Source organism: Niveispirillum sp. GW835-FHT14G11, from assembly GCF_058793615.1.
On the sequence record NZ_JBXAFZ010000005.1, the window covers coordinates 224,105 to 248,153 of the forward strand.

Annotated in this window: 24 protein-coding genes; 14 read left to right on the forward strand and 10 right to left on the reverse strand. The window is 66.5% G+C overall.

What is annotated here, in order from left to right; translation table 11 throughout:
- Position 1 precedes the first annotated feature (1 nt).
- Genes tssE through AC1Q7F_RS11670 form a run of 5 tightly spaced genes read left to right on the forward strand, consistent with a single transcriptional unit; the run spans position 2 to position 5,905 of the window.
- On the forward strand, positions 2-487 hold the full coding sequence (tssE, locus tag AC1Q7F_RS11650) for a type VI secretion system baseplate subunit TssE (protein ID WP_492506898.1): 486 nt from the start codon (positions 2-4) through the stop codon (positions 485-487).
- A complete protein-coding gene (gene tssF / locus AC1Q7F_RS11655) occupies positions 484-2,337 on the forward strand; it encodes a type VI secretion system baseplate subunit TssF (protein WP_492506900.1) in 1,854 nt (617 codons plus the stop codon). The genes tssE and tssF overlap by 4 nt, the downstream gene beginning before the upstream one ends.
- On the forward strand, positions 2,301-3,302 hold the full coding sequence (tssG, locus tag AC1Q7F_RS11660; RefSeq protein WP_492506901.1) for a type VI secretion system baseplate subunit TssG: 1,002 nt from the start codon (positions 2,301-2,303) through the stop codon (positions 3,300-3,302). The genes tssF and tssG overlap by 37 nt, the downstream gene beginning before the upstream one ends.
- 36 nt (positions 3,303-3,338) lie before the next feature.
- Positions 3,339-3,518 (forward strand): hypothetical protein, encoded by a 180-nt coding sequence (locus AC1Q7F_RS11665; protein ID WP_492506903.1) that lies wholly within the window; start codon positions 3,339-3,341, stop codon positions 3,516-3,518.
- Positions 3,519-3,562: 44 nt separating this feature from the next.
- A complete protein-coding gene (locus AC1Q7F_RS11670) occupies positions 3,563-5,905 on the forward strand; it encodes a caspase family protein (RefSeq protein WP_492506905.1) in 2,343 nt (780 codons plus the stop codon).
- Here the strand turns inward: AC1Q7F_RS11670 and AC1Q7F_RS11675 are convergent, their stop codons facing one another.
- Positions 5,906-6,712 carry a hypothetical protein gene (locus AC1Q7F_RS11675; protein WP_492506906.1) on the reverse strand — a complete coding sequence of 269 codons (807 nt, stop codon included), beginning with the start codon at positions 6,710-6,712 and terminating at the stop codon, positions 5,906-5,908.
- Positions 6,713-7,036: 324 nt separating this feature from the next.
- Between AC1Q7F_RS11675 and AC1Q7F_RS11680 the strand changes: the two genes are divergently transcribed.
- The gene (locus AC1Q7F_RS11680; RefSeq protein WP_492506908.1) at positions 7,037-7,537 is read left to right on the forward strand and encodes a hypothetical protein; all 501 of its coding nucleotides are present in this window, start codon (positions 7,037-7,039) and stop codon (positions 7,535-7,537) included.
- Positions 7,538-7,712: 175 nt separating this feature from the next.
- Entirely contained in the window at positions 7,713-9,056 is a 1,344-nt protein-coding gene (locus tag AC1Q7F_RS11685; protein WP_492506910.1) for a glutamine synthetase family protein, read from the forward strand.
- Positions 9,057-9,152: 96 nt separating this feature from the next.
- Here AC1Q7F_RS11685 and flgH read toward each other — a convergent pair whose 3' ends face one another.
- The 4 genes from flgH to flgF all read right to left on the reverse strand — a co-directional run bounded on the left by flgH (position 9,153) and on the right by flgF (position 12,534).
- Positions 9,153-9,917, reverse strand: coding sequence for a flagellar basal body L-ring protein FlgH (gene flgH, locus AC1Q7F_RS11690; protein ID WP_492506912.1), 765 nt, complete (start codon positions 9,915-9,917; stop codon positions 9,153-9,155).
- A gap of 11 nt (positions 9,918-9,928) precedes the next feature.
- Positions 9,929-10,912, reverse strand: coding sequence for a flagellar basal body P-ring formation chaperone FlgA (gene flgA / locus AC1Q7F_RS11695; protein ID WP_492506914.1), 984 nt, complete (start codon positions 10,910-10,912; stop codon positions 9,929-9,931).
- Positions 10,913-10,999: 87 nt separating this feature from the next.
- Positions 11,000-11,785, reverse strand: a complete 786-nt coding sequence (gene flgG, locus AC1Q7F_RS11700; protein ID WP_416572949.1) for a flagellar basal-body rod protein FlgG — start codon at positions 11,783-11,785, stop codon at positions 11,000-11,002.
- Between the two features lie 26 nt (positions 11,786-11,811).
- Positions 11,812-12,534, reverse strand: coding sequence for a flagellar basal-body rod protein FlgF (gene flgF, locus AC1Q7F_RS11705; protein ID WP_492506917.1), 723 nt, complete (start codon positions 12,532-12,534; stop codon positions 11,812-11,814).
- A 129-nt stretch (positions 12,535-12,663) separates the two neighbouring features.
- On the opposite strand from flgF, the gene AC1Q7F_RS11710 reads away from it, so the two are divergent.
- Both AC1Q7F_RS11710 and fliN read left to right on the forward strand, forming a co-directional pair.
- On the forward strand, positions 12,664-13,191 hold the full coding sequence (locus AC1Q7F_RS11710) for a mismatch-specific DNA-glycosylase (protein WP_492506919.1): 528 nt from the start codon (positions 12,664-12,666) through the stop codon (positions 13,189-13,191).
- A 33-nt stretch (positions 13,192-13,224) separates the two neighbouring features.
- On the forward strand, positions 13,225-13,542 hold the full coding sequence (gene fliN, locus AC1Q7F_RS11715; protein WP_492506921.1) for a flagellar motor switch protein FliN: 318 nt from the start codon (positions 13,225-13,227) through the stop codon (positions 13,540-13,542).
- Here the strand turns inward: fliN and AC1Q7F_RS11720 are convergent, their stop codons facing one another.
- On the reverse strand, positions 13,543-14,448 hold the full coding sequence (locus AC1Q7F_RS11720) for a LysR family transcriptional regulator (protein WP_492506923.1): 906 nt from the start codon (positions 14,446-14,448) through the stop codon (positions 13,543-13,545). It lies immediately after the preceding gene.
- Positions 14,449-14,556: 108 nt separating this feature from the next.
- Here AC1Q7F_RS11720 and AC1Q7F_RS11725 point away from each other — a divergent pair, with 108 nt between their 5' ends.
- Entirely contained in the window at positions 14,557-15,171 is a 615-nt protein-coding gene (locus AC1Q7F_RS11725) for an FMN-dependent NADH-azoreductase (RefSeq protein ID WP_492506925.1), read from the forward strand.
- Between the two features lie 78 nt (positions 15,172-15,249).
- Positions 15,250-16,326: a PA0069 family radical SAM protein gene (locus AC1Q7F_RS11730; protein WP_492506927.1), complete on the forward strand. Its 1,077-nt coding sequence runs from the start codon at positions 15,250-15,252 to the stop codon at positions 16,324-16,326.
- Positions 16,327-16,365: 39 nt separating this feature from the next.
- Here the strand turns inward: AC1Q7F_RS11730 and AC1Q7F_RS11735 are convergent, their stop codons facing one another.
- Entirely contained in the window at positions 16,366-16,917 is a 552-nt protein-coding gene (locus AC1Q7F_RS11735; RefSeq protein WP_492506929.1) for an isochorismatase family protein, read from the reverse strand.
- A 117-nt stretch (positions 16,918-17,034) separates the two neighbouring features.
- Between AC1Q7F_RS11735 and AC1Q7F_RS11740 the strand changes: the two genes are divergently transcribed.
- The 3 genes from AC1Q7F_RS11740 to AC1Q7F_RS11750 all read left to right on the forward strand — a co-directional run bounded on the left by AC1Q7F_RS11740 (position 17,035) and on the right by AC1Q7F_RS11750 (position 18,741).
- Positions 17,035-17,268 carry a hypothetical protein gene (locus AC1Q7F_RS11740; protein WP_492506931.1) on the forward strand — a complete coding sequence of 78 codons (234 nt, stop codon included), beginning with the start codon at positions 17,035-17,037 and terminating at the stop codon, positions 17,266-17,268.
- Between the two features lie 66 nt (positions 17,269-17,334).
- Complete coding sequence (locus AC1Q7F_RS11745) at positions 17,335-17,910, forward strand: glutathione peroxidase (protein ID WP_492506933.1); 576 nt, start codon at positions 17,335-17,337, stop codon at positions 17,908-17,910.
- Positions 17,911-18,015: 105 nt separating this feature from the next.
- Positions 18,016-18,741 (forward strand): hypothetical protein, encoded by a 726-nt coding sequence (locus AC1Q7F_RS11750; RefSeq protein ID WP_492506935.1) that lies wholly within the window; start codon positions 18,016-18,018, stop codon positions 18,739-18,741.
- Positions 18,742-18,791: 50 nt separating this feature from the next.
- On the opposite strand, the gene AC1Q7F_RS11755 is transcribed toward AC1Q7F_RS11750, so the two are convergent.
- From AC1Q7F_RS11755 to AC1Q7F_RS11765, 3 genes are read right to left on the reverse strand one after another with little or no spacing between them, the layout of a single operon-like run.
- Entirely contained in the window at positions 18,792-20,816 is a 2,025-nt protein-coding gene (locus AC1Q7F_RS11755) for a glycoside hydrolase family 97 protein (protein WP_492506937.1), read from the reverse strand.
- 47 nt (positions 20,817-20,863) lie between these two features.
- Positions 20,864-22,333: a tryptophan 7-halogenase gene (locus AC1Q7F_RS11760; RefSeq protein ID WP_492506939.1), complete on the reverse strand. Its 1,470-nt coding sequence runs from the start codon at positions 22,331-22,333 to the stop codon at positions 20,864-20,866.
- Positions 22,330-23,886, reverse strand: a complete 1,557-nt coding sequence (locus AC1Q7F_RS11765) for a tryptophan halogenase family protein (protein ID WP_492506941.1) — start codon at positions 23,884-23,886, stop codon at positions 22,330-22,332. The genes AC1Q7F_RS11760 and AC1Q7F_RS11765 overlap by 4 nt, the downstream gene beginning before the upstream one ends.
- Between the last annotated feature and the right edge of the window lie 163 nt (positions 23,887-24,049).

Below are 24,049 nucleotides of genomic sequence, written 5' to 3' on the forward strand. Positions count from 1 at the left end.
CATGGAGCTTTACGCCGTTCCCGAGGCACCCTTGTTCGACCGGTTCCGGCCCGATCCGGACATGGCGGGCCTGTCGCCCCGCCAGGCGGCGGCCGGCTTCGTACGCCTGCTGCTGGACGACCTGGAACTGCTGCTGAACACCCGCCAGCCCTGGCGTGCCGATGCCGCCCTGCCGCCCGATGCCGCCTGCACCGTCATCGCCTATGGATTGCCGGACATGGGATCGGCCAGCCTGCGCAGCCTGTCCGACCGGCAAGAGGTGTGCGAGCGGGTGCGCGACGCCATCGCCGCCTTCGAACCGCGCCTGACCGATATCCTGGTGGAGGACATGACGGAGCAAAGACCCGGCGGCAGCCGCATGGCCCTGCGCATCCGCGCCGACCTGCGCATCGATACAGTACGGCTGCCGCTGTCGTTCGAAACGCGGCTGGCCCCCCTGACCAACCAGTTGCTGGTGCGTTCGCTGGACGGGAGCGACAGGACATGAACGAGGAACTGCTGTCCTTCTATCAACGCGAGCTGGCCTTCCTGCGCCAGACGGGGCGCGCCTTTGCCGAGCGGCACCCGCGCATCGCCGGCCGGCTGCACCTGACGGCCGATATCTCCCCCGACCCGCATGTCGAGCGGCTGATCGAGGCGACGGCCCTGCTGGCCGCCCGCGTCCAGGCCCGCATCCAGGACGGCGTGCCGGAAATCACCCAGTCCCTGTTGCACAACACCTATCCGCACCTGATCCGGCCGGTCCCGGCCCGCACCATCATCCAGATGCAGGCCAATGCCGACAGTGCGGAGGCCGGCAAGGGGGTGGTGATCGTACGCGGCAGCGAGTTGCAATCCCTGCCTCTGCGGCACGGACCCGGCTCCGATCAGGTGGCCTGCCGCTTTACCACGGGGGCGGATGTCACGCTCTGGCCGCTGGAGATCGCGGATCTGGTGGTGGAGCCGGTTTCCATCTCCCCCCTGCGCGGCGTGGGGCCGGGCGGCAACCTGGTCATCCGCTGCCAGTTGCGCGCCACGGGAGAGGCTGCCCTGGATGAGATGCCCATCGACAGGCTGCGCCTGTTCCTGGACGGACCTGCTGCCGCACGCGGCGGCCTGTACGAACTGCTGTTCGCGCGCCTGAAGGCCGTGGCCGTGGGACGAACCCCGCACGGCCGCACGCGGATGGACCATGTCCCCCTGCCCGATGCGCGTATCCAGCCCGTCGGGTTCACAGAGGATGAGGCGCTTTACGCCTATGACCCGTGCACGCCCATGGGGTACCGGCTGCTGCTGGAATATCTCAGCTTCCCCGACAAGTTCCTGTTCGCCGACGTAACCGGCCTGCAAGGTGCCCTGACGGGGCGCGAGGCAGAGCTGTGCTTTGTCCTGAATGCCACCGACATCCCCGGCGGTACCATCGACGCCCTGCGCGAAGCGGGGCCGGAACTGCTGCGCCTGGGCTGCGTGCCGGCCATCAACCAGTTCACCATGGAACTGGAACCCGTGCGCCTGACCCAGCGGGTGGCCCGCTATCCGCTGCTGCCCGACACGCGCCGCCCGCTGGCCTATGAGGTGCATGCGCTGGAGGAGGTGACGCTGGTCATGCGCCAGAACCAGGTGGTGCGCCAGCGCATCACACCCTTGTTCGCCCGCCATCACCGCGAAGGTGGCGACGATGGGCTTTACTGGCACCACGCGGTGGAGGCCGCCCCCGACGGGGCACAGGAGACATTGCTGTCGCTGTCCGATCCGGCCGGGTCCCTGCTGGATGCCGGCGACGGGGTGGTGAATGTCCGGGCCCTGTGCGGAAACCGGGACCTGCCCGGCCGGCTGACGGCCCTGTCCTTCTCCCTGGTGCGCGACCCCAGCCGCATCGGCGCGGCCCATGCCCTGAGCCGCCCCGCCCGCCCCCTGCGCCCTGCCACGTCGGGCCGGCTGCACTGGCAGCTGATCTCCCAGCTTTCCTTCAATCGGCTCAGCCTGTCCCAGGGCGGGGATGCCGCCCTGCGTGGGCTGCTGTCGGTCCATAACCTGGCCCATCCGGAGAAGGACCCCCTGCTGTTCAAGGAGACCCAGCAGCAGATCGACAGCCTGGCGACGCTGGCCGTCCTGCCCGCCATGCACCGGGTCGGCACGCCAAACCGGGCCGCCTGGTGCATGGGCAGCGAGGTGACGCTGACCTTCGACGAAGGCGACGCCACGGGCAGCCGCTATTTGTTTGCCGCGGTGCTGGAGCGTTTTCTGGCGCTGCATGCGGCAGCCAACAGCTTCACCGCCCTGACGGCCCTTTCGCAGCAACGCAAACACAGGATAGCGCAATGGCCTCCCCGGACGGGCACGCGGCCGCTGATCTGATGCGGTCCCTGCGGGACGATCCCGCCCAATTCGAGCTGCACCAGTTCCTGCGCCTGCTGCCGCTGGCCGGGATGGTGCGACCGGACCTGTCCGCCATGGCCGGGCTGGGCTTTGCCGGTGGCGATGTGGTGGCGATGGAGGAGGGCACGGTGGTGCTGGGTGCCTTCGGCCTGACGGGCCCCGCCGGCATCCTGCCCCGCCACTTGACCGCCAGGCTGGTGGAAACCGCGCGGGAGGGTGACAGCACCCTGGCGGAATTCCTGGACCTGCTGTCCAGCCGCTTGGCCGACCTGCTGCATGAGGCCTGGTTGCGGGGTGACATCGCCGCCGCCCGCGAACGGGACATCCAGCAAGCCCGCCCCTATGACACCGAACGCGCACGCGCACCCCTGGCGGCATTGGCCGGTCTGGTCACGGATGGGCTGCCCCCGCGCGTGGCGGCGGGCGATGGCGGCATCGACGCCGATGGTGCCGCCTATTTCGCATCCCTGCTGGGTACATGGCCGCGTTCCGCCGACGGATTGGCGCGTCTTCTATCCGCCCAACTGTCGCAGCCGGTGACGGTGGCGCCATTCCATGGCGGCTGGGTCGCCCTGCCTACCCCGGCCCGCGCCCGGCTGGGTGCGCCCACCACCCTGGGCGATGGCCCCGCCTGTGGGACGCGGCGGTGGGAGGTGCAGACCCGGCTTTCCATCACCATCGGCCCCACCGGCATGGACTGGCTGCGCAACCTGACGCCACCGCTTCTGGAAACCCTCCACAGCCTGGTCCGCCTCTATCTGGGCGACGGCTATGATATCGAGCTGCGGATACGCGTCCGGGCCGATGACATCCCCGAGACGCTGGCCCCACCCGCCCGGCTGGGCCTGGATAGCTGGCTGGGCCGACCGCGTGACAAGCCGATGGTCGATGATAGCCGTTTGCGCTGGCCGGCCGTTCCCTTGATGGGGAGCGATGCCCCATGACCCCTTCCCCCTCCTGTCCTGAAAGGAAACTCTCCGATGCGCCATGTGATGCTTTTGCTGGCCCTGTCTCTGCTGCTGCCGGCATTGCCGGCGCAGGCCGCCTCCCCCACCAGCATGGTGGCAAAGACCCGTACCCAGCAGCAGGTGCAGGTTGTGCGCCAGCAAATGGAAGCCGCCCTGCATCCCGCCCGGCCCCGCGCGCAAACCGGGCGCTGAGCCTTGCCGCTGCCATCGGCCTGCTGCTGGCAACCATCGGGCCCGTGGACAATGCCTGGGCCCAGACGCGCGACATCCTGCGCAACCGCACCCAGGTTCTGACCAACTCTCTGCGTGACACTGTCGCCCGCTCCCTGCGCGGTGCGCTGGACGTGCCGGCGCGGGTGGCGGGTGGGGTGCGCCTGACGGCCCTGTCGCCGGACGGGCGTCTGCTGCTGGCCCAACTGGCCGATGGCACCATCCGCAGCTGGTGGCTGGATGAGGGGGTGGAGGCTGGCGATGGCAGCCTGCGCACCGCGCCCCTGGCCAGCCTGTCCGTGGCACGCGACGGACTGGCCGCCCTGGGCATCACGCAAGGCGGCGAGGCCCTGCTCTGGACCCCAGGTTCGATGGCAGCACCGTCCTCCCGGGGACAGGTGGCGGCGGCGGCATTGTCGCCCGACGGGCAACGCCTGGTCCTGGCCGATGCCGATGGTGGGGTGCGCGTGACCGATACCGCCACCGGCGCCACCTTGTCCAGACTGGCGGCTGGCGGCGTTCAGGCGCTGGCCTGGTCGGCCGATGGCGCCCTGGTGTTGACCGGCGGGCGTGATGGCAGCCTGACAGGCTGGGATGCGGCCACGGGCAGTTCAGCCGGACAGGCTGCGCTGGGGGATACCGTGGCCCGGCTGGTCCCCCTGGCTTCGGGTCTGGCCGTGGCGGCGGATGGCGACGGACGGATCGTCACCTGGGACCCCCGGCCGGGCGGCGCACCCGCACGAATGCTGGCCCGGCTGCGCAGCGCCCCCACCCTGCTTTCCGCCGATCCCATGGCCGACCGGCTGCTGCTGGCCGATGCGCGGGGGCAGACCCGGATGCTGGATGTGGCCGACGGGCGGGAGGCCTGGCGACTGGACGGGACGGTGCGAAGCGGGGCTAGCCATCCGAGCGGGCGCGTGCTGTTGGCCACGGCGGATGGCGACCTGTCCATCTGGGACGGGCCGGCGGCCCAACGGCTGCTGCGGCTGATCCCGGCGCGCGACGGCTGGATCGCGGTGGATGATCGGGGCCGCTATGACGGCACGGCCGGTACGCTGGAGGGCAGCGGCTGGACCACATCGGCCGGCCGGCTGGGCCTGGCCGGCTTCAGCGCCAGCCATTACGAACCGCGCCTGCTGGCCACCATCCTGAACCCGCAGACCCCGTTCCAGACAGCGGCCCCGCCGGCGGTGGAGGATGCCTTTCCCACCCCGCCCGGCGTGCGGCTGGACAGCACGGCATCGACCGATCCCGGCAGCGTCGACATTACCGTCACCGCCCAGGACCGGGGCGGCGGCATCGCGGAAATCCGTCTGCGTCACAACGGCAAGGCCGTCGACCCCACCCGACGCCTGGACAGCACGGCCGGCACGGGGGCCGACGGGCTGTCCACCCTGACAGAGCGCTATCGCTTGGCGCTGGTGGCGGGGGACAACATCGTGCAGGCCACCGGCCTCAGCCGTGACGGGATCGAGGGGCAGGCATCCGGGCTTACCCTGCCCTATGCGGCCCCGCCGTCCCTGCCCGACCTGCACCTGGTGGCCGTTGGCATCAACCTCTACACCCATAACCGGCGCGACAAGTTCTCGCTGGACTATGCGGTGCCCGACGCGCTGGCCCTGACTGATCGGCTGAACCGCGGGGCGGGCACGCTCTATCGCCGGTTCCGGCCCACCGTCCTGAAGGATGCGCTGGCCAGCCGTGCCGCCATCCTGGAGGCCATCGCCGGCCTGTCGGCCACCCGGCCGGAAGATGTGGTGATCTTGTACCTGGCCGGCCATGGCAAGCATTTCGCCTCGCAGCGGGACTGGTATTTCCTGCCAGCCGACATTCCAAATACGGCGGGCGCCACGGAGGAGGAGGTCCGACGGGCCAGTATTGGCGGCCGTGAGTTGAGGCAGGCCCTGATGGCGGTGCCGGCCCAGCGTATCGTGCTGCTGATCGATACCTGCCAGTCGGGCGAGGCCGTCCGGGCCTTCGACGATGCCGGCGGGCGCCGCGCCCTGACCGGGGTGGCCGACGCGGCCGGCATCCATGTCCTGGCCGCCACCCGCCATGATGAGGATGCGGTGGAATTCACGCAGCTCCAGCACGGGGCCTTCACCTATGCCCTGCTGCGCGGTATCGGGGGGGAGGCTGATCCCGGCCAGCCACAGGTGCTGACCACCCGGCTGATCACCTATGCCGAGCGTTCCGCCCCCACCTTCGCGCTGGAAGAGGCGCAGAAACTGCTGCGCGAGGAGATACGCAGCCGCAGCCCCGACCCGAAATTCATCGAGGAACTGCGCACCTTCAAGCCGCCGATCCCCGTGGCCTTCTCCCGCGGGGCGGATTTTCCCATGACCGGCGTGGTGACGGCCGCGCCCTGATCAATCGCCCGGCAGCCCGCGCGCCCGATCCAGCCGCAATACCAGATCGGCCCGGCCCGGCATTTCGTCCAGGATATGGCGGGTCAGCCGTTCATAGAACTGGATGAAGGCGGCCACCTGCGCATCGCTCATGGCGCCATCGGTCGCCTTGCCCTCCCGCCGCAGCCGGGCCCGCAACCCTTCCTCCTGCTGGATGCGCCAGTCGCGGACGATGGCGAAATCGGGTGCCGCCAGCAGGACCAGGGCGTCGATGCGGCCGAACAGCCGCTGGTAATCCCCGCCCAGGCATTCATTGACATGACGGCGCCAACGCCCGTCCGCATCGCTTTCCCGTTCCAGGGTGTTCACCGGCACCGCCAGCGCCGCATCGTCCTGCGGCACCGCCCCCACGCACCAGCCCTCGAACAGCACCACATCCACCGGTCCCTCGACCCGCACCCCCGCCGCCGCACGGGTGTCCAGTGCCTTGTCGAAGCGCGGCAACAAGGTCGGGCCCGCCTGCGCCAGCCCGTCCAGGACCGACAGGCCCAGCGCCACGTCATGTGTGCCGGGTACGCCGCGCGTGGCCAGCAGCGGGTGGATATCGCGGGCCAGCGCCTGGCGCTCCGGCCGGGTCAGATAGAGATCGTCCAGCGACAGCACGGCCACCCGCAGCCCCGACGCCGACAGCCGCGCCGCCAGCCCGTCGGCCAGCGTGGACTTGCCGCTGCCCTGTGCGCCGCAAATGCCCAGCACGAAGGGCCGCCACCCGGTCGCTGCCATCCGCTGCCGCAGCAGGTCCTCCACCTGATCAAGCGAATTGGCCATGGCCCCCCCCCTTCAAAGGAAAGGGTAGGATGCCAAGCCCACCACGGCAAGGGTTGACGCACAAGATGTCCGCCGTCGGGCCTTCCGTATCGAGACCATGGGTATCGGTCCTTGGTGCTCTTATGTCGCGTCGCGGTGATGGTTCCCGATCAGTAGGCTTTGCCACCAACAGGCAAGCGTCTATCCTTTCATACTCGGGTGCTTTTCTCCCAAGTCGGCCAGCGAAGGCTGGAAGTGTGCATCGAAATATCGGCACAGGAAAGTCATAAAGCGAAAAATAAACATGGTAGAATTTTAATATTCTATCAATGTGGAGCGAAATGAATGAGTGGCAGCAAAAAACATAAGTTGCGCTTTGACAGATGGGTAAAACGCCAAAGAAAGCCCACCCGTCTCCTTGCGGAATTGGTTGAAGAGCGCTTGTTGCCACCCCTTACTCAAGAGGGATTCGTCAGAGTCAACGCGGATCTGACGGATCCGACCTGTAAGGTCGATGCATATCAATTAACATTGGAGAGGATCTGTGGAGAGGAGTATGATTTCGTTATCATACATTTTCTCAATTCCGGTGCGCCTCGATTTCAGGTTTTCTTCGGAACGAGAAAGATTACAGCACCGCACGACTGGTTGAAAAGCGGGTATCTGGTCGGGAATTCGAAGGAGTTCACTCATTTCTGGGGGAAGCCATGGTGGCGCCCTTATTTCACCTGGACGGACCATTCCGCGATCAGAACCGTATCCAAGGTCGAGGTGATGCTGAAGCAGGTGCTGGACTTTCTGGAAACCGGGGAAGCCGGCAAGAACATCAACAAGAGAGAAATGTGATCCAATCTCCTCAGCAGGCGGAGCCGCCGCTTGCCTGCCCCCCCTTTCCTCTGCCTATACTGTCAACCATCCGAAACAACGTGGAGGGCTGCGGGCGTAGCTTCATTTCCCAGCCCCGAAGGCCGGCTTTCCGGCTGCGACGGGTGCATCTGGGCCGCCAACCCGCGGCATCGTCATGAGTACATTGGAAGAATTCATCCGTTCGCGGCGCATCACCGAGGTGGAATGCCTGGTGCCCGACATGGCCGGCATCGCGCGTGGCAAGATCGTGCCTGCGGAGAAATTCCTGCGCATCCTGCGCGACCGCGGTCTGCGCCTGCCGGAATCCATCTTCATCCAGACCGTCACGGGCGAATACCCGGAAGACGAGGATGTGACGAGCGTGGAGAACTGGGACGTCTATATGACGCCCGATCCGGCCACTGTCCGCGTCGTGCCCTGGTACAGCGAACCCACCGCCCAGGTCATCTGCGACTGTTTCTATGCCGACGGTTCCACTGTCGATATCTCTCCGCGTTCCGTGCTGAAGCGCGTCCTGGCGCTTTATGACGAGCGCGGCTGGAAGCCCATCGTGGCGCCGGAACTGGAATTCTTCCTGGTCGCCGTCAACAAGGACCCGGACTATCCGCTGGTGCCGCCCGTGGGCCGGTCCGGCCGGCAGGAAAGTGGTCGCCAGGCCTATGGCATCGACGCCGTCAACGAATTCGACCCGATCTTCGAGGATGTGTACGATTTCTGCGAAAAGCAGGAAATCGACGTCGACACGATGAGCCATGAGGCCGGTGCCGCCCAGATCGAGCTTAATTTCAACCATGGTGAGGCGCTGGAACTGGCCGATCAGGTCTTCCTGTTCAAGCGCACGGTGCGCGAGGCGGCGATCCGCCATCAGGTCTACGCCACCTTCATGGCCAAGCCCATGCAGAACGAGCCGGGCAGTGCCATGCATGTCCACCAGTCGCTGGTGGATGCCAAGACAGGCACCAACCTGTTCGCCAATGCCGATGGCAGCGACACCGCCCTGTTCTTGAGCTTCATCGCCGGTTTGCAGAAATACCTGCCCTACGCGATGCCTCTGCTGGCGCCCAACGTGAATTCCTACCGCCGGCTGGTGCAGGGGTCGGATGCGCCCATCAATGTGCATTGGGGGCGTGACAACCGCACCACGGGCTTCCGCGTGCCGGTCAGCCCGCCGGAGGCGCGACGCGTGGAGAACCGGGTGGCCGGTGCCGATGCCAACCCCTATCTGGCCTTCGCCGCCTCGCTGGCCTGCGGCTATATCGGCATGACCCAGGAACTGGAGCCATCCGACCCGGTCAAGGGCTCCGCCCACCGTCTTGCCTTCTCGCTGCCCCGCCACCAGGGCGACGCGCTGAACAAGTTCAACGCCTGCAAGCCGTTGAAGGAGATCCTGGGCGACCGGTTCGTGTCAGCCGTCAGCGCCGTGAAACAGGCCGAATATGACGCCTATCAGCGGGTGATCAGCAGCTGGGAGCGGGAGAATCTGCTGCTGAACGTGTAACCCCGACGGTCTGAATTCTCGACCACCGGTATATCGAAAAACCCCCGGACGCTCACACGTCCGGGGGTTCTTGCTGTCATGCCATGGTCAGGGGGATCAGAACGGGCTGATGGCCTCAAGCACCTGCTGGCCCCAGCGCGGCGCCTGCACATCGGTGATGTTGCCCCGGCCGCCGTAGGAGATGCGGGCTTCGGCGATCTTCTCATACGAAATGGTGTTGGCCGACGTGATGTCCTCCGGCCGAATGATGCCGGTCAGGGTCAGTTCGCGCACCTCGTTATTAACCCGGACCTCCTGCTTGCCCTGCACCACCATGTTGCCGTTGGGCAGGACCTGCACGATCAGGGCCGCCACCTGCATGTTGATCTGCTCCTGGCGCTGGATGGCGCCGGTGCCGTTGCTGGTGCTGCTGCCCGTTGCGCTCAACAGGCTGGCCGGATCGACGCTGTTGGGCAGGATGTTGTTGGTGCTGGCCTCCAGGCCGAACAGGTTGGGGATGCCCATGCTGTCGCTGCCGTCGCGCGCCCGGGTGGTGTTGTTCTGCAGCTGGGCACGGTCATTGATCTGGATATCGACGGTCAGGATGTCGCCCATGCGGGCGGCGCGCTGATCCTTGAAGAAGGCGCGGGCCCCGGCGCGCCACAGCGAATTGGCCTGACGGTCCTGCACCGGCGCGTCCGGCATGGGCAGGCGCACGGGGCGATAGTTGGGATCGCGCGAGGGGTCCTCGATACCCGACAAGGCCGGGGTCTGGCCGATGGCGGCCAGCTTGTCCGTGACGCAACCGGTCAGGGGCAGGACGGTCAGCGACAGCAGCAGGGCGGAACGAATGGTGCGGGTGGACAGGGTACGGACGGACATCTCGGTTCTCCTTACCGGGCCGCCTTCTTGGACGTACCCGACACATGGCTGACAGGGGCGATCCCCTGGCCGGCGGGGCGGACGGTCACCAGATTGGGACCGGCCACGACGGCCTCGATCACTCTGCTGGAGGACGTATTCACAATCCGTACCAACTCACCCTGGGCCCCGTCGGAAAGCGCCTTGCCCGACGCCGTCAGGGTCATGACATCGCTCTGGAGAAGGATGGTGACGGCCTGCCCCTTGGCCACGACCACCGGTTCCCGCACGTCCCGCACATAGACCGCCTGGTTCGGGGCGACGGCGCGGCGAACAGTTTTCCCAATCATTTCAGAGGTATCGGTGACGGCCCCTGCCTGTACGCGGTCACGCGGCTGGCGGATCCAGGTGATGTCGCCTTCGCCGATCACCTCGCCCATGGTCAGGCGACGGGCCAGGACCGGCAGGTCGACCATGTCCACCGCACGGCCGCCCACCGACTGGCGCAGCAGTTCCGGGCCCGTGGCCGGCGCAACGATCTCCGCCGACAGCCGGCCGCGCTGGGCATCATAGGCAAGATTTTCCACGCGCACGGAGGCATCGTTGCCGGCCGGCAGAAAAAGGCTGAGCGTGCGGTTGTCCAGCAGCACATCCACCCCCTCGCCGGCCCCGCCGTCTCGCAAGGCCTGGCGCAGGCTGGCGACGATGGCGTCGGTGGTCACCTGCACCGACGCGCGTTCCACAGTGATGCGGTCGGCCCCACCGGCGGCATGCCAGTCGATGCCGTTGGACGACGCGATGCGCTGCAGGGCGGGTGCATCCAGATTGATGCGGCGGCCGGGTTCCGGTGCGGTCAGGATCGGATGCACCGCCTTTTCCGGGGACAGACCGTCGAACAGGTCGCCCAGCAGAATTTGCCCATCCATCACCGAGGCGGCCGGCTTCAGCGTGGCGGCCCCGGCGGCGGTACCGGTCAGCAGGGCGGCGGCGAGCATCAGGGCGGCGAAGCGGGTCATGGGACGGACTCCGGGTGTCAGGTGGGCAAGAATGTCCTAGCAGGGCCGTCAGGCCCCGGCGGCGACGCTTCAGGAACCTAAAACCGATCAGCGCAGCTGGCTGACCGACTGCATCATCTGGTCGGTGGTGGAGATGACGCGGGAATTCATTTCATAGGCGCGCTGGGCGGTGATCAGCTGGGTGATCTCGGCCACGATGTTGACGTTGGACGTCTCCACCGCGCCCTGCATGATGCGGCCGAAGCCGGGGGCGCCCGGCGGGCCTTCGATAGCGGCACCCGACGCCGGGGTTTCCAGCAGCAAATTATCGCCGATGGCTTCCAGGCCGGCGGTGTTGGGGAAGGTTGCCAGCTGGATCTGGCCGACATTCTGCGGCTCGATCTGGCCGTCGATCTTGGCCAGGACCTCGCCATTGGGGTTGATGGTGATGTCGATCGTGTTCTGCGGGACCACGACGCCGGGCATCACCTGGTAACCGTCGGCCGTGACGATGGTGCCTTCGGCATTCAGCGACAGGGAGCCGTCACGGGTATAGGCGGTCTCGCCATTCGGCAGCTGGATCTGCAGGTAGCCCTGACCGTTGATGGCCACATCCAGCGTGTTGCCGGTGGGGTTGATATTGCCCTGCTCGTTGATGCGATAGATGGCGGCGGCCTTCACACCCAGGCCCACCTGGATGCCCGACGGCACGATGGTGCCGGCATCGGACGAGGTGGAGCCCACGCGGCGCTGGTTCTGGTACAGCAAGTCCTGGAATTCGGCCCGCTGACGCTTGTAACCGGTCGTCGTCATGTTGGCGATGTTGTTGGAGATGGTTTCGACATTCAGCTGCTGAGCCAGCATGCCGGTGGCGCCGATGGAGAGGCTGCGCATGGTCTTGATCCTTCTTGCTGGCTTGATTACTGAACGCGGGCGAGCTTGCCGATGGCGCCGCGGATGCGTTCGTGCTCGGTATCGATCATCTTCTGAACGCTCTGGTAGGTGCGCAGCACGTCGATCATCTGCGTCATCTCCACCACGCTCTGCACATTGCTGCCTTCGATCGTGCCCTGGGTGACTTCGGGCTGTTCGACGGCAATTTCTTCCTGGTTGGCCTCGTACAGGCCACCACCCAGTTCCATCATCCGCTGCTGGTCGGCGAAGGTGACGACTTTCAGCTGGCCCAGCGGGCCGGCTTCGGTGCTGACCGAGCCGTCACCGGCGATGTGGATGTCCTTGGCGTCGGCCGGCACCACGATGCGCTGGTTGTTGGTATCCATCAGCGGCAGGCCGGAATGGTCGACGATCTCGCGGTTGCTGTTCATCTGGAAGGCGCCGCCACGGGTATAGCGGGTGCCGCTCAGCGTTTCGACAGCGAAATAACCGTCGCCGCGCAAGGCGACATCCAGCTCGTTATTGGTGACGGTCAGCGGACCGGCCTCGGTGTTGCGCAGCAGGCCGTAATCCTGGACGAAGCTCATCCGGTCGCCCTGCTTGTCGGGGCGCTCCATATATTCCAGGAACAGCATGCGCTGCGACTTGAAGCCGGTGGTGTTCATGTTGGCGATGTTGTTCGACACCACTTCCATCTGCCGGCGCAGGGCTTCCTGGCGGGACAGGGTGATGTAGAGTGAATTTTCCATCGCGGTGACTTCCTCATGCTGGCCGGTGGGCCGTTGCTTGCCGGAACTAAAAGCAAAGGGCGTGCCAACTTTGGGGGAATGGCGGAATCCAGCCGTTTTCCGTTGCGTCTGCCGCGAAGGGGGCAAATAATGCCGCCCACCATGATCCTGCCCGATGTCCTGGCCCCCGGCCTTCACCTCGTCTTCTGCGGCACGGCCCCGTCCCGCATCTCCGCGGCCAAGGGGGCGTACTATGCCAATCCCGGCAACGCCTTCTGGCCGACGCTTGTACGCACCGGCCTGGTGCCGGACGGATGGCGGGCCGCCGACTTCACCCGCATGAACGAACTGGGCCTGGGCCTGACCGATTTGAACAAGGTGGAGATCGGCAATGATGTCGACCTGACCGCAGACGGGTTCGACATTCCCGGCTTTGCCGCCAAGATGCGCGCCCACCGTCCGGCCGCCATCGCCTTTACCAGCAAGAACGGTGCCCGGCTGTTCCGGGGTCCCAAGGCACCCCTGCCCTGGGGGCGGCAGGCGGCGGATTGGGAAGGGATCGCCCTGTTCGTCCTGCCGTCGCCGTCGGGCCAGGCGCGGGGCAGCTTCTCCCTGGCACCGTGGCAGGAGGCGGCCGCCTTTGTCGCTGCAAGACGGACCAAACACGTGCTAGGGTGAACGCCAGTATGAGGTTTAGCGGGGTGGAGCGACATGCCCGATCAGGACGATATCGATGCCATGTTCGGCGAGATGGCCGGCAACGGTTCCGTGCGCTCGCTTCCCGAACAACAGGAGATTTCCGCCGTCTATGACACGGAGGTGGAGATGAGCGTCGTGCTCGGCACCTCCTTCATCCGCGTGCGCGACCTGCTGAAGCTGGGCCGCGGCGCCATCGTGGAGCTGGACCGCAAGATCGACGACCTGTCCGACATTGTCGTATCCGGTCGCATGGTGGCCCGCGGTGAAGTGACGATCGTGGAAGACAAGATCGCTGTCACCTTCCGCGAGTTCGCGCGGATCAACAACTAATCACCGCGTATTGGGGCACCCCTCCCAACTCCGGTCGCGGCCGAACCGTTCGACCAGCGCGTCCATCAGCACTCTGATCTTGGTGGGCATCTGGGCGGCCGGCGGTGGGCGCAGCAGATAGAGGCTGGCTTCCGGGATCGGATAGGCTCCCAGCAGATAGACCAGTTCCCCCCGCCCGATGGCGGGGCCCGCCAGGAAGGCCGGCAGGCGGCCGACGCCCAGGCCCGCCACCACGGCGGTCAGCAGCGCCTGGCCATTATCGGCCACGAACCGCCCGCGTGGGCGCACGGCGATCTCCCGCTCCCCATCCATCAGCCGCCAGACCTCGTCGCCTTGATGCACGGCCTCGTGCCGCTCCAGGTCCTCGGGCCGTTCCAGGGGCGGGGCCTTGGCCAGATAGGCGGGGCTGGCCACGAACACGCCATGCACCGGCCCGATGCGCCGCGCCACCAGCGAACTGTCGGCCAGATGGCCCAGGCGGACCGCCACGTCATAGCCCTCGGCCACGATATCGACATGTCGGTCGCTGTAATTGGTGCGGATCTCCAGCTTGGGATGGGCCAGCGCCAGTTCGACCAGCAGTGGCGCCAGATGCGTCAACCCGAAGCTGAGCGGGGCGGCGATGCGCAGCAGGCCGGATGCGCCGCAGCCATCGGTGATGGCATCCATACCGGCCTGCATCTCCGCCACCATACGGTCGGCATGCGGCTTGAACCGGGAACCGGCATCGGTGATCGACACGCCGCGCGTGGTGCGGGCCAGCAGCGGCACGCCCAGCTGCGCCTCCAGCCGTGCCAGCCGCCGGCTCAGCAGTGACTTGGAAATGCCCAGCCGCTCGCCCGCCCGGCTGAAGCCCCCGGCCTCCACCACCTCCACGAAGGCCCGCACATCATCCAGCTCGACCATGTCTGTTCCCGATTCCGCAACAGTCTTTCCCAGAAAAGGCCACTAGCGTCTCCGATCCTGCAACGCCAACTTATCGCACATGCTTCCTTCCTTCGAACGGAAATCAAAATGACCAATATTCTCGTGATCGAAAGCTCGGCCAGCGGCGACGCGTCGGTCACCAAGCTGCTGGTGGGCGAGGCGCTGACCGGCCTGCTGGCCGCCAACCCCGGTGCCAACGTCACCCGCCATGATCTGGGCGTGACCCCTGTGCCGCATGTGACGGCGGAAACCCTGGCCGGCCTGCGGGGCGAGCCGGTAACGGCGGCGGAGAAGGCCACCCGCGCCCTGTCCGACGGTCTGGTGGCGGAGCTGAAGGCGGCCGATGTCATCCTGGTCGGCGCGCCCATGTATAATTTCGGCGTTTCGACCGTCCTGCGTTCCTGGTTCGACCACGTGCTGCGCGCCGGCCTGACCTTCACCTATTCCGAAGCCGGGCCGAAGGGCCTGTTGGACGGCAAGCGCGCCATCGTGATTGAGGCGCGTGGCGGGCTGTACAGCGAGGGCCCGGCCAAGGCCATCGACTTCCAGGAGCCGTATCTGCGCCAGCTGTTCGGCTTCATCGGCATCACCGACGTCACCTTCGTGCATGCGGAGAAGATCGGCTACGGCCCGGACGCCCGCGCCGCCGCCATCGACGGCGCCAAGGCGGCACTGGCGTCGATCACATCAGCCGCCGCCTGATCTCATAAAAGCGCTTTGCCCGGCCGCGCGTCCCTGCTACGTTCCCTATATGTTCCATTTCAGATAGGGGCGGCATCGGTGGACGAACTGTCGCCACAGCCGACAAGGGGGCGCGCGGCCGTCAGCAACCTGGGTTCCCGGTTCAACCGGGAACAACGGGTGCGGGTCGATGATGGCTGGGGCTGTGATGGCGGCCTGCCGGAGAAACTGCGCACCATCGTCATGGCCGACGCGGCGCGCAGCATCATCAGCCGCAATGACAGCCCCGACATCCCCTTCGACAGTTCGGTGAATCCCTATCGTGGGTGCGAGCACGGGTGCGTTTATTGCTTCGCCCGGCCCAGCCATGCCTATCTGGGCCTGTCGCCGGGACTGGATTTCGAAACCAAGCTGTTCGCCAAGCGTGACGCGGCGGCGCTGCTGGCCCGCGAACTACGCTCCCGCTCCTATGTCTGCCGCACGCTGGCGCTGGGGGCCAATACCGATCCCTATCAGCCGATTGAGCGGGAGGAGGGGATCACGCGCGACATCCTGGCCGTCTGCCGTGACTTCAACCAGCCGGTCAGCATCATCACCAAATCGGCCAATGTCCTGCGCGACCTGGACATATTGGCACCCATGGCGGCCGATGGGCTGGTGCAGGTAGCGATGTCGATCACCACGCTGGACCGCGATCTGGCCCGCACCATGGAACCGCGCGCCAGCACCCCGCCCAAACGGCTGGCGGCGGTGCGGGCGCTGACCGCTGCCGGCGTGCCCGTGGCCGTACTGACCAGCCCGATGATCCCGGCACTGAACGACCATGAACTGGAAGCGATCCTGGAGGCGGCGGCCGATGCCGGGGCCACGGCCGCCAGCTATATTCTGCTGCGCCTGCCGCTGGAGATTGCCGACCTGTTCGGTGAATGGCTGCGCACGCACTATCCCGACCGGGCCGAACGGGTGCTGTCGCTGATCCGCCAGTCGCGGGACGGGGCTTTGTACCGGTCGGAATTCGGCACGCGGATGAAGGGTACCGGCGCCTATGCCGATCTGCTGCGCAGCCGGTTCCGGCTGGCCATCAAGCGTTTTGGCCTGGATCGGCGACGGTGGGAAATGGATTGCTCCAAGTTCCGGATACCAGCCGCCCCTGTGCGGCAGCTGTCATTGTTCTAAGGGGGCAGCGGGTCACATCCGGATCCGGCTTGGGCCGCATCATTTGATCAGCCGCAGCAGTTCCTTGAATTCCGGCCGGTCATAGCGTTCCAGCCATTCGAACAGCACCATTTCCACCGTCACCAGTTCCACCCCATGGGCGCGCAGCCGGTCGAAGGCGGCCTGGCGGCTGGCGGCGTGGCGCGATCCGGCGGCATCCATCACCACGCCCACGCGCAAGCCCAGCGCCTTCAGCCCCAATGCCGTCTGCAACACACAGACATGCGCCTCCGTCCCGGCCAGCAGCACGGTGCCGCCGCCGGCCGCCCAGGCCAGGAAATCCCCCTGGCGGGCCGCGGAGAAATGCACCTTGCCGAAGCGCAACGGGATCAGCGCCGCCAGGGGTGCGGTGGTGGGGCCGATGCCGGCCGGGTTCTGTTCCGTCGCCGCCACGGGAACGCCCAGCCTTTGCGCCGCGCGCACCAGCTTCAGACAATTGGCCACGATCGCGTCGGCCCCATCGATAGCAGCCAGCAGCCGGTCCTGCACATCGATGATGGCCAGCCGGCTGTCGGTGGTCAGCAGCCATTGCGGGGGCGCTGTGTCGGTCATCACGGGGGCTCCTCTGGGCTGCCATGCCCTTCAATCTGTGCGGCGGATCACTTTCCGGCAAGGGGCAGCGGCGGATAGTCCGCCTTAGTTGACCACGACATGATGATGGAGGCGGCGATGGGCCGCTTGCTCGCGATACTGATCCCCCTGTTCCTCTTGTCCGCCTGTGCCGGGCCTGACACCGTCAGCCCGCCTTTGCAGGTGGCGGAGGAACATCCGCACTTCGCCACCTGCGCCAGCTACATCCAGGCGTCCATGCCGGGCGACGGTGCCGATGCCGCCCGTGCCGGCGCCCTGGAAACCTGCCTGGAACGCAATAGCGGTGGCCGGCAGGTGGCGACCCGGCTTTGATCACTGGACGCCGGCCCCGGCTCTGCTGCATTCTCCCCACAACTTCCCTTCCCGATAAGGTGGATCATGGGTGACAAGGCAATACGTGCGGGCCGGCGGGCCATCCTGGCCCTGGCCGGCGGCCTGGCAATGATGGGGGTGATGGGCATGAGTGGTTCGGCACAGGCGGCCAGCGCCTATGATTACGGCTTCACCGCCATCGAGGGCGGGCCGCTGAAGCTGGACAGCTATCGTGGCAAGGCCGTGCTGGTGGTCAACACCGCGTCGATGTGCGGCTATACCCCGCAATATAAGGGTCTGCAGGCCCTGTGGGACAAGTACAAGGACAAGGGCCTTGTCGTCCTGGGCGTGCCGTCCAACGATTTCGGTGGACAGGAACCGGGTTCCGCCGCGGAGATCAAGGAATTCTGCAACGTCAATTTCGCCATCGACTTCCCCATGACCACGAAGGAACCGGTGAAGGGTGCTGACGCTCACCCGCTCTATAAATGGCTGGCCGCACAGAAGGGCGAGCCGAAATGGAACTTCCATAAGTACCTGATCAGCACTGACGGCAACCTGATCGAGGCCTATGGCTCCAAGGTGACGCCGGATTCGCCCGAGCTGGCTGCCGCCATCGAGAAGGCGCTGCCCAAGGGCTGAGGCCAAGGGGTTGAGCTTGTAATTGCCTTACAGGCTGAGTAGGGTCGGGCATGGCCTGTCGAACGGACTGGCCCGTCCCATCTCCTTGATTTCGCCTGGAAACAGATGAGCTACGGCCTTTACGATAACCACCGTCGCTACCGCCGTCGCATCTGGGCCCGCGTCGGCAAGGGCGCCCTGTGGCTGACCTTGCTAGGCGGGGTTGCCGGCTTCTCCTATCTGGTGGGCGTGGAACAGCTGAAATCACGCGAAGGCTCCATGCAGGAGGAGCTGGTGAACATGACGGCGGCCAAGGAAAAGGCCGAGCGCCGCGCCCAGCAATTGCAACAGATCGCCCAGACGCAGGAAATCCGCGCCAACGAACTGGAGATCCGCCTGCAGCGTGAGGTGCCCGGTGGCGAACTGGCCAAGCTGAACGAACTGGTGGCCCGCAAGCTGGCGGAGGGGGTGAACCCCGAGCGCATGGCCTTCGTGATCGAGCAGACCAGCAACCCCCGCTCCTGCGCGCGGCCGGAGACGAAGCGCTTCGTCCTGCCCACCCCGATCTACAAGGGGTCGAACACCCAGGTGGCCTTTGCAGACGGCACCATCATCGTGACCGGTGAAGGCGTGCCTGCCCGCAACGAGGGCGGCAGCCCCGAAGCCTGGTACGACCCGACCAAGCCCGTGAAGGTCAGCTTCACCGACGCCGCCGGCAAGGTGGAAGAGGTCAGCGGTGTCCTGCCGCTGACCCACAATCTGATCACCACCGACAAGGAAGTGCGCCTGACAGTGGGAGCGGGCGCCCGCTCCTTCGTGGAGGTCACGGGTGAGGTCTGCCGCTTCCCGTAATTTCGTAGGTCGGGGTGAGCACAGCGAACCCCGACCTACGCCCTACACCCTCACAGCGCCTTGAACCGCACCGCCACACCGCCGCCGGGCGCCATGTCCAGGTCCAGGCTGTCCCTGGATGTCACCACCCGCTTCTCCACCTTCAGCGCCGTCGGGTTGGTGCGATAATCCGCCCCGGTACCATCGGCATAGATCTGCGCCTCGTACCGCTTGCCGGGCGCCAGGAAGTCCAGCGTCTGGGTCAGCTTGCGGGCTTCCTCATCGGTCACGGCACCCAGGAACCAGTCCCTGCCCCCACGCGGCTGACGGGCGACGACGACATAGTCACCGATCTGGGCCTGCAACGTCTTCGACACTTCCCAATCCGCCGCCACGTCGCGGATGAACTGGAAGGCGTCCAGACGCGCCTCGTAATTCTCCGGGAGGTCGGCGGCCATCTGCACCGGGCTGTACAGCACGACATAGAGCGCCAGTTGCGTGGCCAGCGTCGACTGCACCCGCGCCTCCAGCTTCTCCTTGCCATGCACAAGGTCGAAGATGCCGGGCGTATAGTCCATGGGACCGGCCAGCATGCGGGTGAAGGGCAGGATGGTCACATGCTCGGGCGGGTTGGTGGGCTTGCCCCAGGCATTGAATTCCTGGCCCCGCGCGCCCTCGCGGCTGATCCAGTTGGGATAGGTCCTGCGCAGACCGGTATCCTTCACCGGCTCATGCGTGTTGACGGCGATCTTGTTGCGGGCGGCGACCTCCACAGCATGCAGATGGTGGCGGACCATGTACTGGCCCGCAAACCATTGCTGGCCACCCTGGTCGTCCAGGATGGTGCCGCTATGCTTCACATAGCCACTTTTCACAATATTCACGCCCACCTTGGCGTAGAGCTTCATGGCGTCTTCAAGCTGGGCCTCGTAATTGACCACGGCCCCGCCGGTCTCATGATGGCCGATCAGGCCCACGCCCTTGGATTTGCCATAGGCGGCCAGGGCCGGAAGGTCGAAATCGGGATAGGCTTCGGTGAAGCTGAACTTGTCGCCATTGGCGATCCAGTCGCCGTCCCAGCCCTTGTTCCAGCCTTCCACGAGCACGCCGGTGAAGCCGTATTTGGCCGCGAAATCCATGTAGCGCTTCACATTTTCATTGTTGGCGCCATGGATGCGGCCGCTGCCCCAAGTGGATTTCTCCAGATGCATCTCCCACCAGATGCCGACATATTTGCCGGGCCTGAACCAGGACACGTCACCCAGCTTGTTGGGCTCGTTCAGGTTCAGCGTGATCCGGCTGTCGGCCAAGGCTGCCGCACTGTCGCCGATCAGCACGGTCCGCCAGGGTGTGGTGAACGGACCCGTCTTGCGGGCCGGCACCCCGTCAGGCCAGGGCATCAGCTTCGCCGTCAGCGTCCCCGCCCCGTCGCCGGCCAGGAGCATGGATGGGAAATCCACCAGGGCCGCCTCATGGATCGACAGGTGCAGGCCATTATCGCCCTTCAGGGTCAGCGGCGTCTCGGCAATGGTGATGCGGCGCGCGTCGGTCTTGGTATAGAGATACTCGTCGCGTTCCTCCCCCAATGCCGGATACCACCAGGCCAACTGCTGCCCCACGGGCCGGAACTGGGTACGCTCTTCAATCACCTCCACATCCTGGCCGACGGGAACGGCACTGTAGCCGTAGCGGAAGCCGATCCCGTCATCGAACAGGCGGAAGGTGACATCCACCTTGCCGTTCAACGCCGTGTCGCCCGCCAGCGTCACCATCAGTTCGGTGTGATTGTCGCGCACCGTCCGCTGCTCGCCCCAGGGCTGCTCCCAGCTCGTGTCACTGGCGGAGCGTTTGGCGTCGATAATCGCCGTATAGCGCACCGGCACCTCGCCCTTGAAACCCAGGCCCAGGGCGCCGGGAGCCAGGACGGGCGCGCCCTTGCGGCTGACCTCGTAAAAGGCCTGACCGTCCTTCACGAAGACGCACAGTTCGATCAGCCTGCCGGGCGACTGGGCGCATTCCCGGTCGGCGGCCAGGGCCGGATTGGCGGCGCTGATCGCCACGAGCGAGGACAGGAGCGTCAGCGAACGGAAAGTCATCGAACAAGCCTCTTTGCTGGAAAGGACGGGTGGGAAAGGCGGCGGCATCACCCGCCCCGCAGATAGGATTCATGCACCGGCTGGCGCAGCACCTGGTTCTTCACGAAGCCCAGCATGCCGCGCAGATGGGCTTTCAGATCGTCGGGCGGCAGCAGGTCGGCGCCCGGCGGATGGCTGTCAGGCAGCAGACCATGGCCCACCAGGAAGGCGCGCCAGCTGTCCGGCGGCAGATCATCATCCTCCCACGGCGCCAGATCGCCCTGAGCGCGGAACAGGGCGAGACGGTGGAACAGGTCCCCCGATAATGGCAGGCCGCGCGCCGCATCCCAGAAGGGGCCGGAATGGCGGGCAAGATGGTAATGAAGCGCCTGGAAATCCCGCAGATGGGTGAAATGCCCCGCGGTCACCCGATTATATTCCGCCCGCGCCGCCGCGAACCGGCCCGTCCGGGGGAAATGCGCCAGCAGATGCACCAGCCCCTGCTGAACGGACAGCAGATCGAGGTCGTGCAACGGGTCCAGCCGCACCGCCGCCGTTCCCAGCGCCACGCAGTTGCCGTCCCAGGCGCGTGTCCGCAGGCCGGGGATGCTGGACCGCACGATCGCATCCTGGGGCGCGAAGCCGCAGAGCGACGGCAGGCGCCGCAGCACCTCGCCCTCCCCTTCACCCGCCTTCCACACGGCGGTGATGAAGGTGCCGGCCTGCGCCGGGCGCAGGGCCAGCCAGCCCTCAGCGAAGCCCCGCACCTCGGCATAGGGGGGCAGGCTGACCAGACGCGGGCCACGGGCTGTCAGCACACGGGTTGCAGGAAACTCCCACGGCTCCATCCCGTTTCCCGGCCCGCCGATCAGCAGCGCATCGGGACCCGTGACGTCCAGGAAGAGATCGCCTTCCACCCGCCCGCCGCCCGCCAGGGAAAGCGCGGTGATCGTCCCCGTTTCGGCATCACGCAGGGGGAACAGGTCGCCGGCCGACAGGATCGCCACGCCGGCCTGTCGCGCCAAGTCCTTCAGCACCCCGGCATAGGCGAGCGCCGGCAGATGGTAACCATAGTCGCTGCGGCCATAGCGCTCACTCTCCCGATCGGGAATGAACAGCCGGCCCTGCCGTGCGGCAGCCGCCGTCAGGCTGAAATCCTCCAGCGGGACCGACAGGCCGTGCCAGCGCGCGCGCAGCCAGTGGGGGAAGAAATCCTGGCCTTCGATGGGCGATCCGAAGGCACCGAACGGGTGCAGGAAGGGGGTGACCGCACCACCGGCATCGGCGACGTTCCAGCCCAGCGTATAGGCTCCCCCCACCGCTGACAGCAGCCGGCGTTCATCCAGCCGTAGCTGGTTATGCAGCGCCTCCAGCGCCGGCAGGCTGGCATGCAGGTCGGCCGGCGTGACCCTGGCCGGCAATTCCACGGCCGTCACTGTCAGGCCGATGGGGGCCAGCGCGCGGGCCATGGTGGCCGCCGCCAGCCACAGCGGGGCGTCACGGCCGGCAATGACCAGATGGTTGATGGGCTGGCTCATGCGGCCTCCCCCCGTCCGGCGGCATCCTGTGCCGCGCAATGGTCGTTGATGAAATCGGCGTGGCTGGGCACGCCGGTCACGCCATCGCGGATGCGGGTACGCAGGCCCGCCAACCGCATCTCCAACTCTGCCAGCGGCAATCGGTCGGCCAGCCGCGCATACCCTTCAGGCATTATCCCCTGCCCCTCGAACACCGACAGCCAACTGTCGCGGGAGAACAGGCCCAGCTTGTATCCCGGCGCCACCGCCCCTTCGCGGAACAGGTCAAGCTTGTGCAGCAGGCTGTCGGGCAGGGGCATGGTGCGCACATGGTCCCAGAGCGGCTGTCCATGCCGGCTGTTGGCCCTGTAATGCAGGACCAGGAAATCGCGCACCCGGTCGTAATGGATCTCGAACAACCGGTTGAACTCGGCCGAGAGGCGCGGATCAATGCCGTCGCCCGGCCGGGGCATCAGTTCCACCAGATCGAACAAGGCCGCCTGGATCAGGAAAATCGAGGTGCTTTCCAGTGGTTCCAGGAAGCCGCTGGCCAAGCCCACCGCCAGACAATTGCCCTCCCAGGCCCGCGCCCGGCGGCCGGCGGCAAAGCGCAGCAAGCGCGGTTCGGCCTGCGCCGGCCCGTCCAGAGCGGCCATCAGCGTGTCATGCGCTTCTGTCTCCCCGCACCAGCGGCTGGAGAAGACATAGCCATTGCCGATCCGGTGCTGCAACGGGATGCGCCAGGTCCAGCCGGCCTTGGCCGCGGTGGCACGGGTATAGGGCGTCAGCGGCTCCACCCGGTCCGACGGCACGGCCAGCGCCCGGTCACAGGGCAGCCACTGGCTCCAGTCGCACCAGGGCACGTCCAAGGTTGCGCCCACCAGCAGGGACCGGAAGCCGCTGCAATCCACGAAGAAATCGCCCTCGACGCTCTCCCCCGATTTCAGGGTCAGGCGGCGTACATGGCCGGTTTCGCCGTCACGATGGACATCAATGATGCGCCCTTCGATCCGCCGCACGCCGCGCGGTACAGCCCAGCCGCGCAGGAAACCCGCATAAAGCCCGGCGTCGAAATGATAGGCGTAGGAATAGCTGGAGCGAATGGAGCCCGGATCGGCGGAGGGCAGTTCGAACGCGTTGGCGCGGCACAGTGCGATGGCGTAGGAATAATCCTGCAAGGACCCGACATCGATCCCGGCCAGCCGGGCGCGGGCCCAGTGATGCTGGAAATCCACGCCCACCCAGGGCTCCCCGAAGGTGCCGAACGGGTGGATATAGCGGTCGGTGAGTTGGTTCCAGCCGACGAATTCTATACCCACCTTGATGGTGGCGCCCGTGGCGCGCATGAACTCCGCCTCGTCAATGCCCAGGCGGTCGTTGAACTGCTTGATATGCGGCAGCGTGGCCTCGCCCACGCCGACCGTCCCGATCTCATCGCTTTCGATCAGGGTCAGGTCATACTGGTCGGACGGCAGCAGGCGCGACAGGCCGGCCGCCATCATCCAGCCGGCCGTGCCACCGCCGACGATCACCACCCGGAGACGCTGTGCAGATTGTGTTTCGTCCGACCGCATCTGGCCAACTCCATCCCCTGAGCGCCGTCGTTGCCACCCCTTCCACCGTCACCCCGGCGAAGGCCGGGGCCCAGTGTAAGGCGCGATCAGCGCCGATATGAGTCTTGTCGCGGCAGACGCCGCTCTACGCCTGGGCCCCGGCTTTCGCCGGGGTGACGGTCGT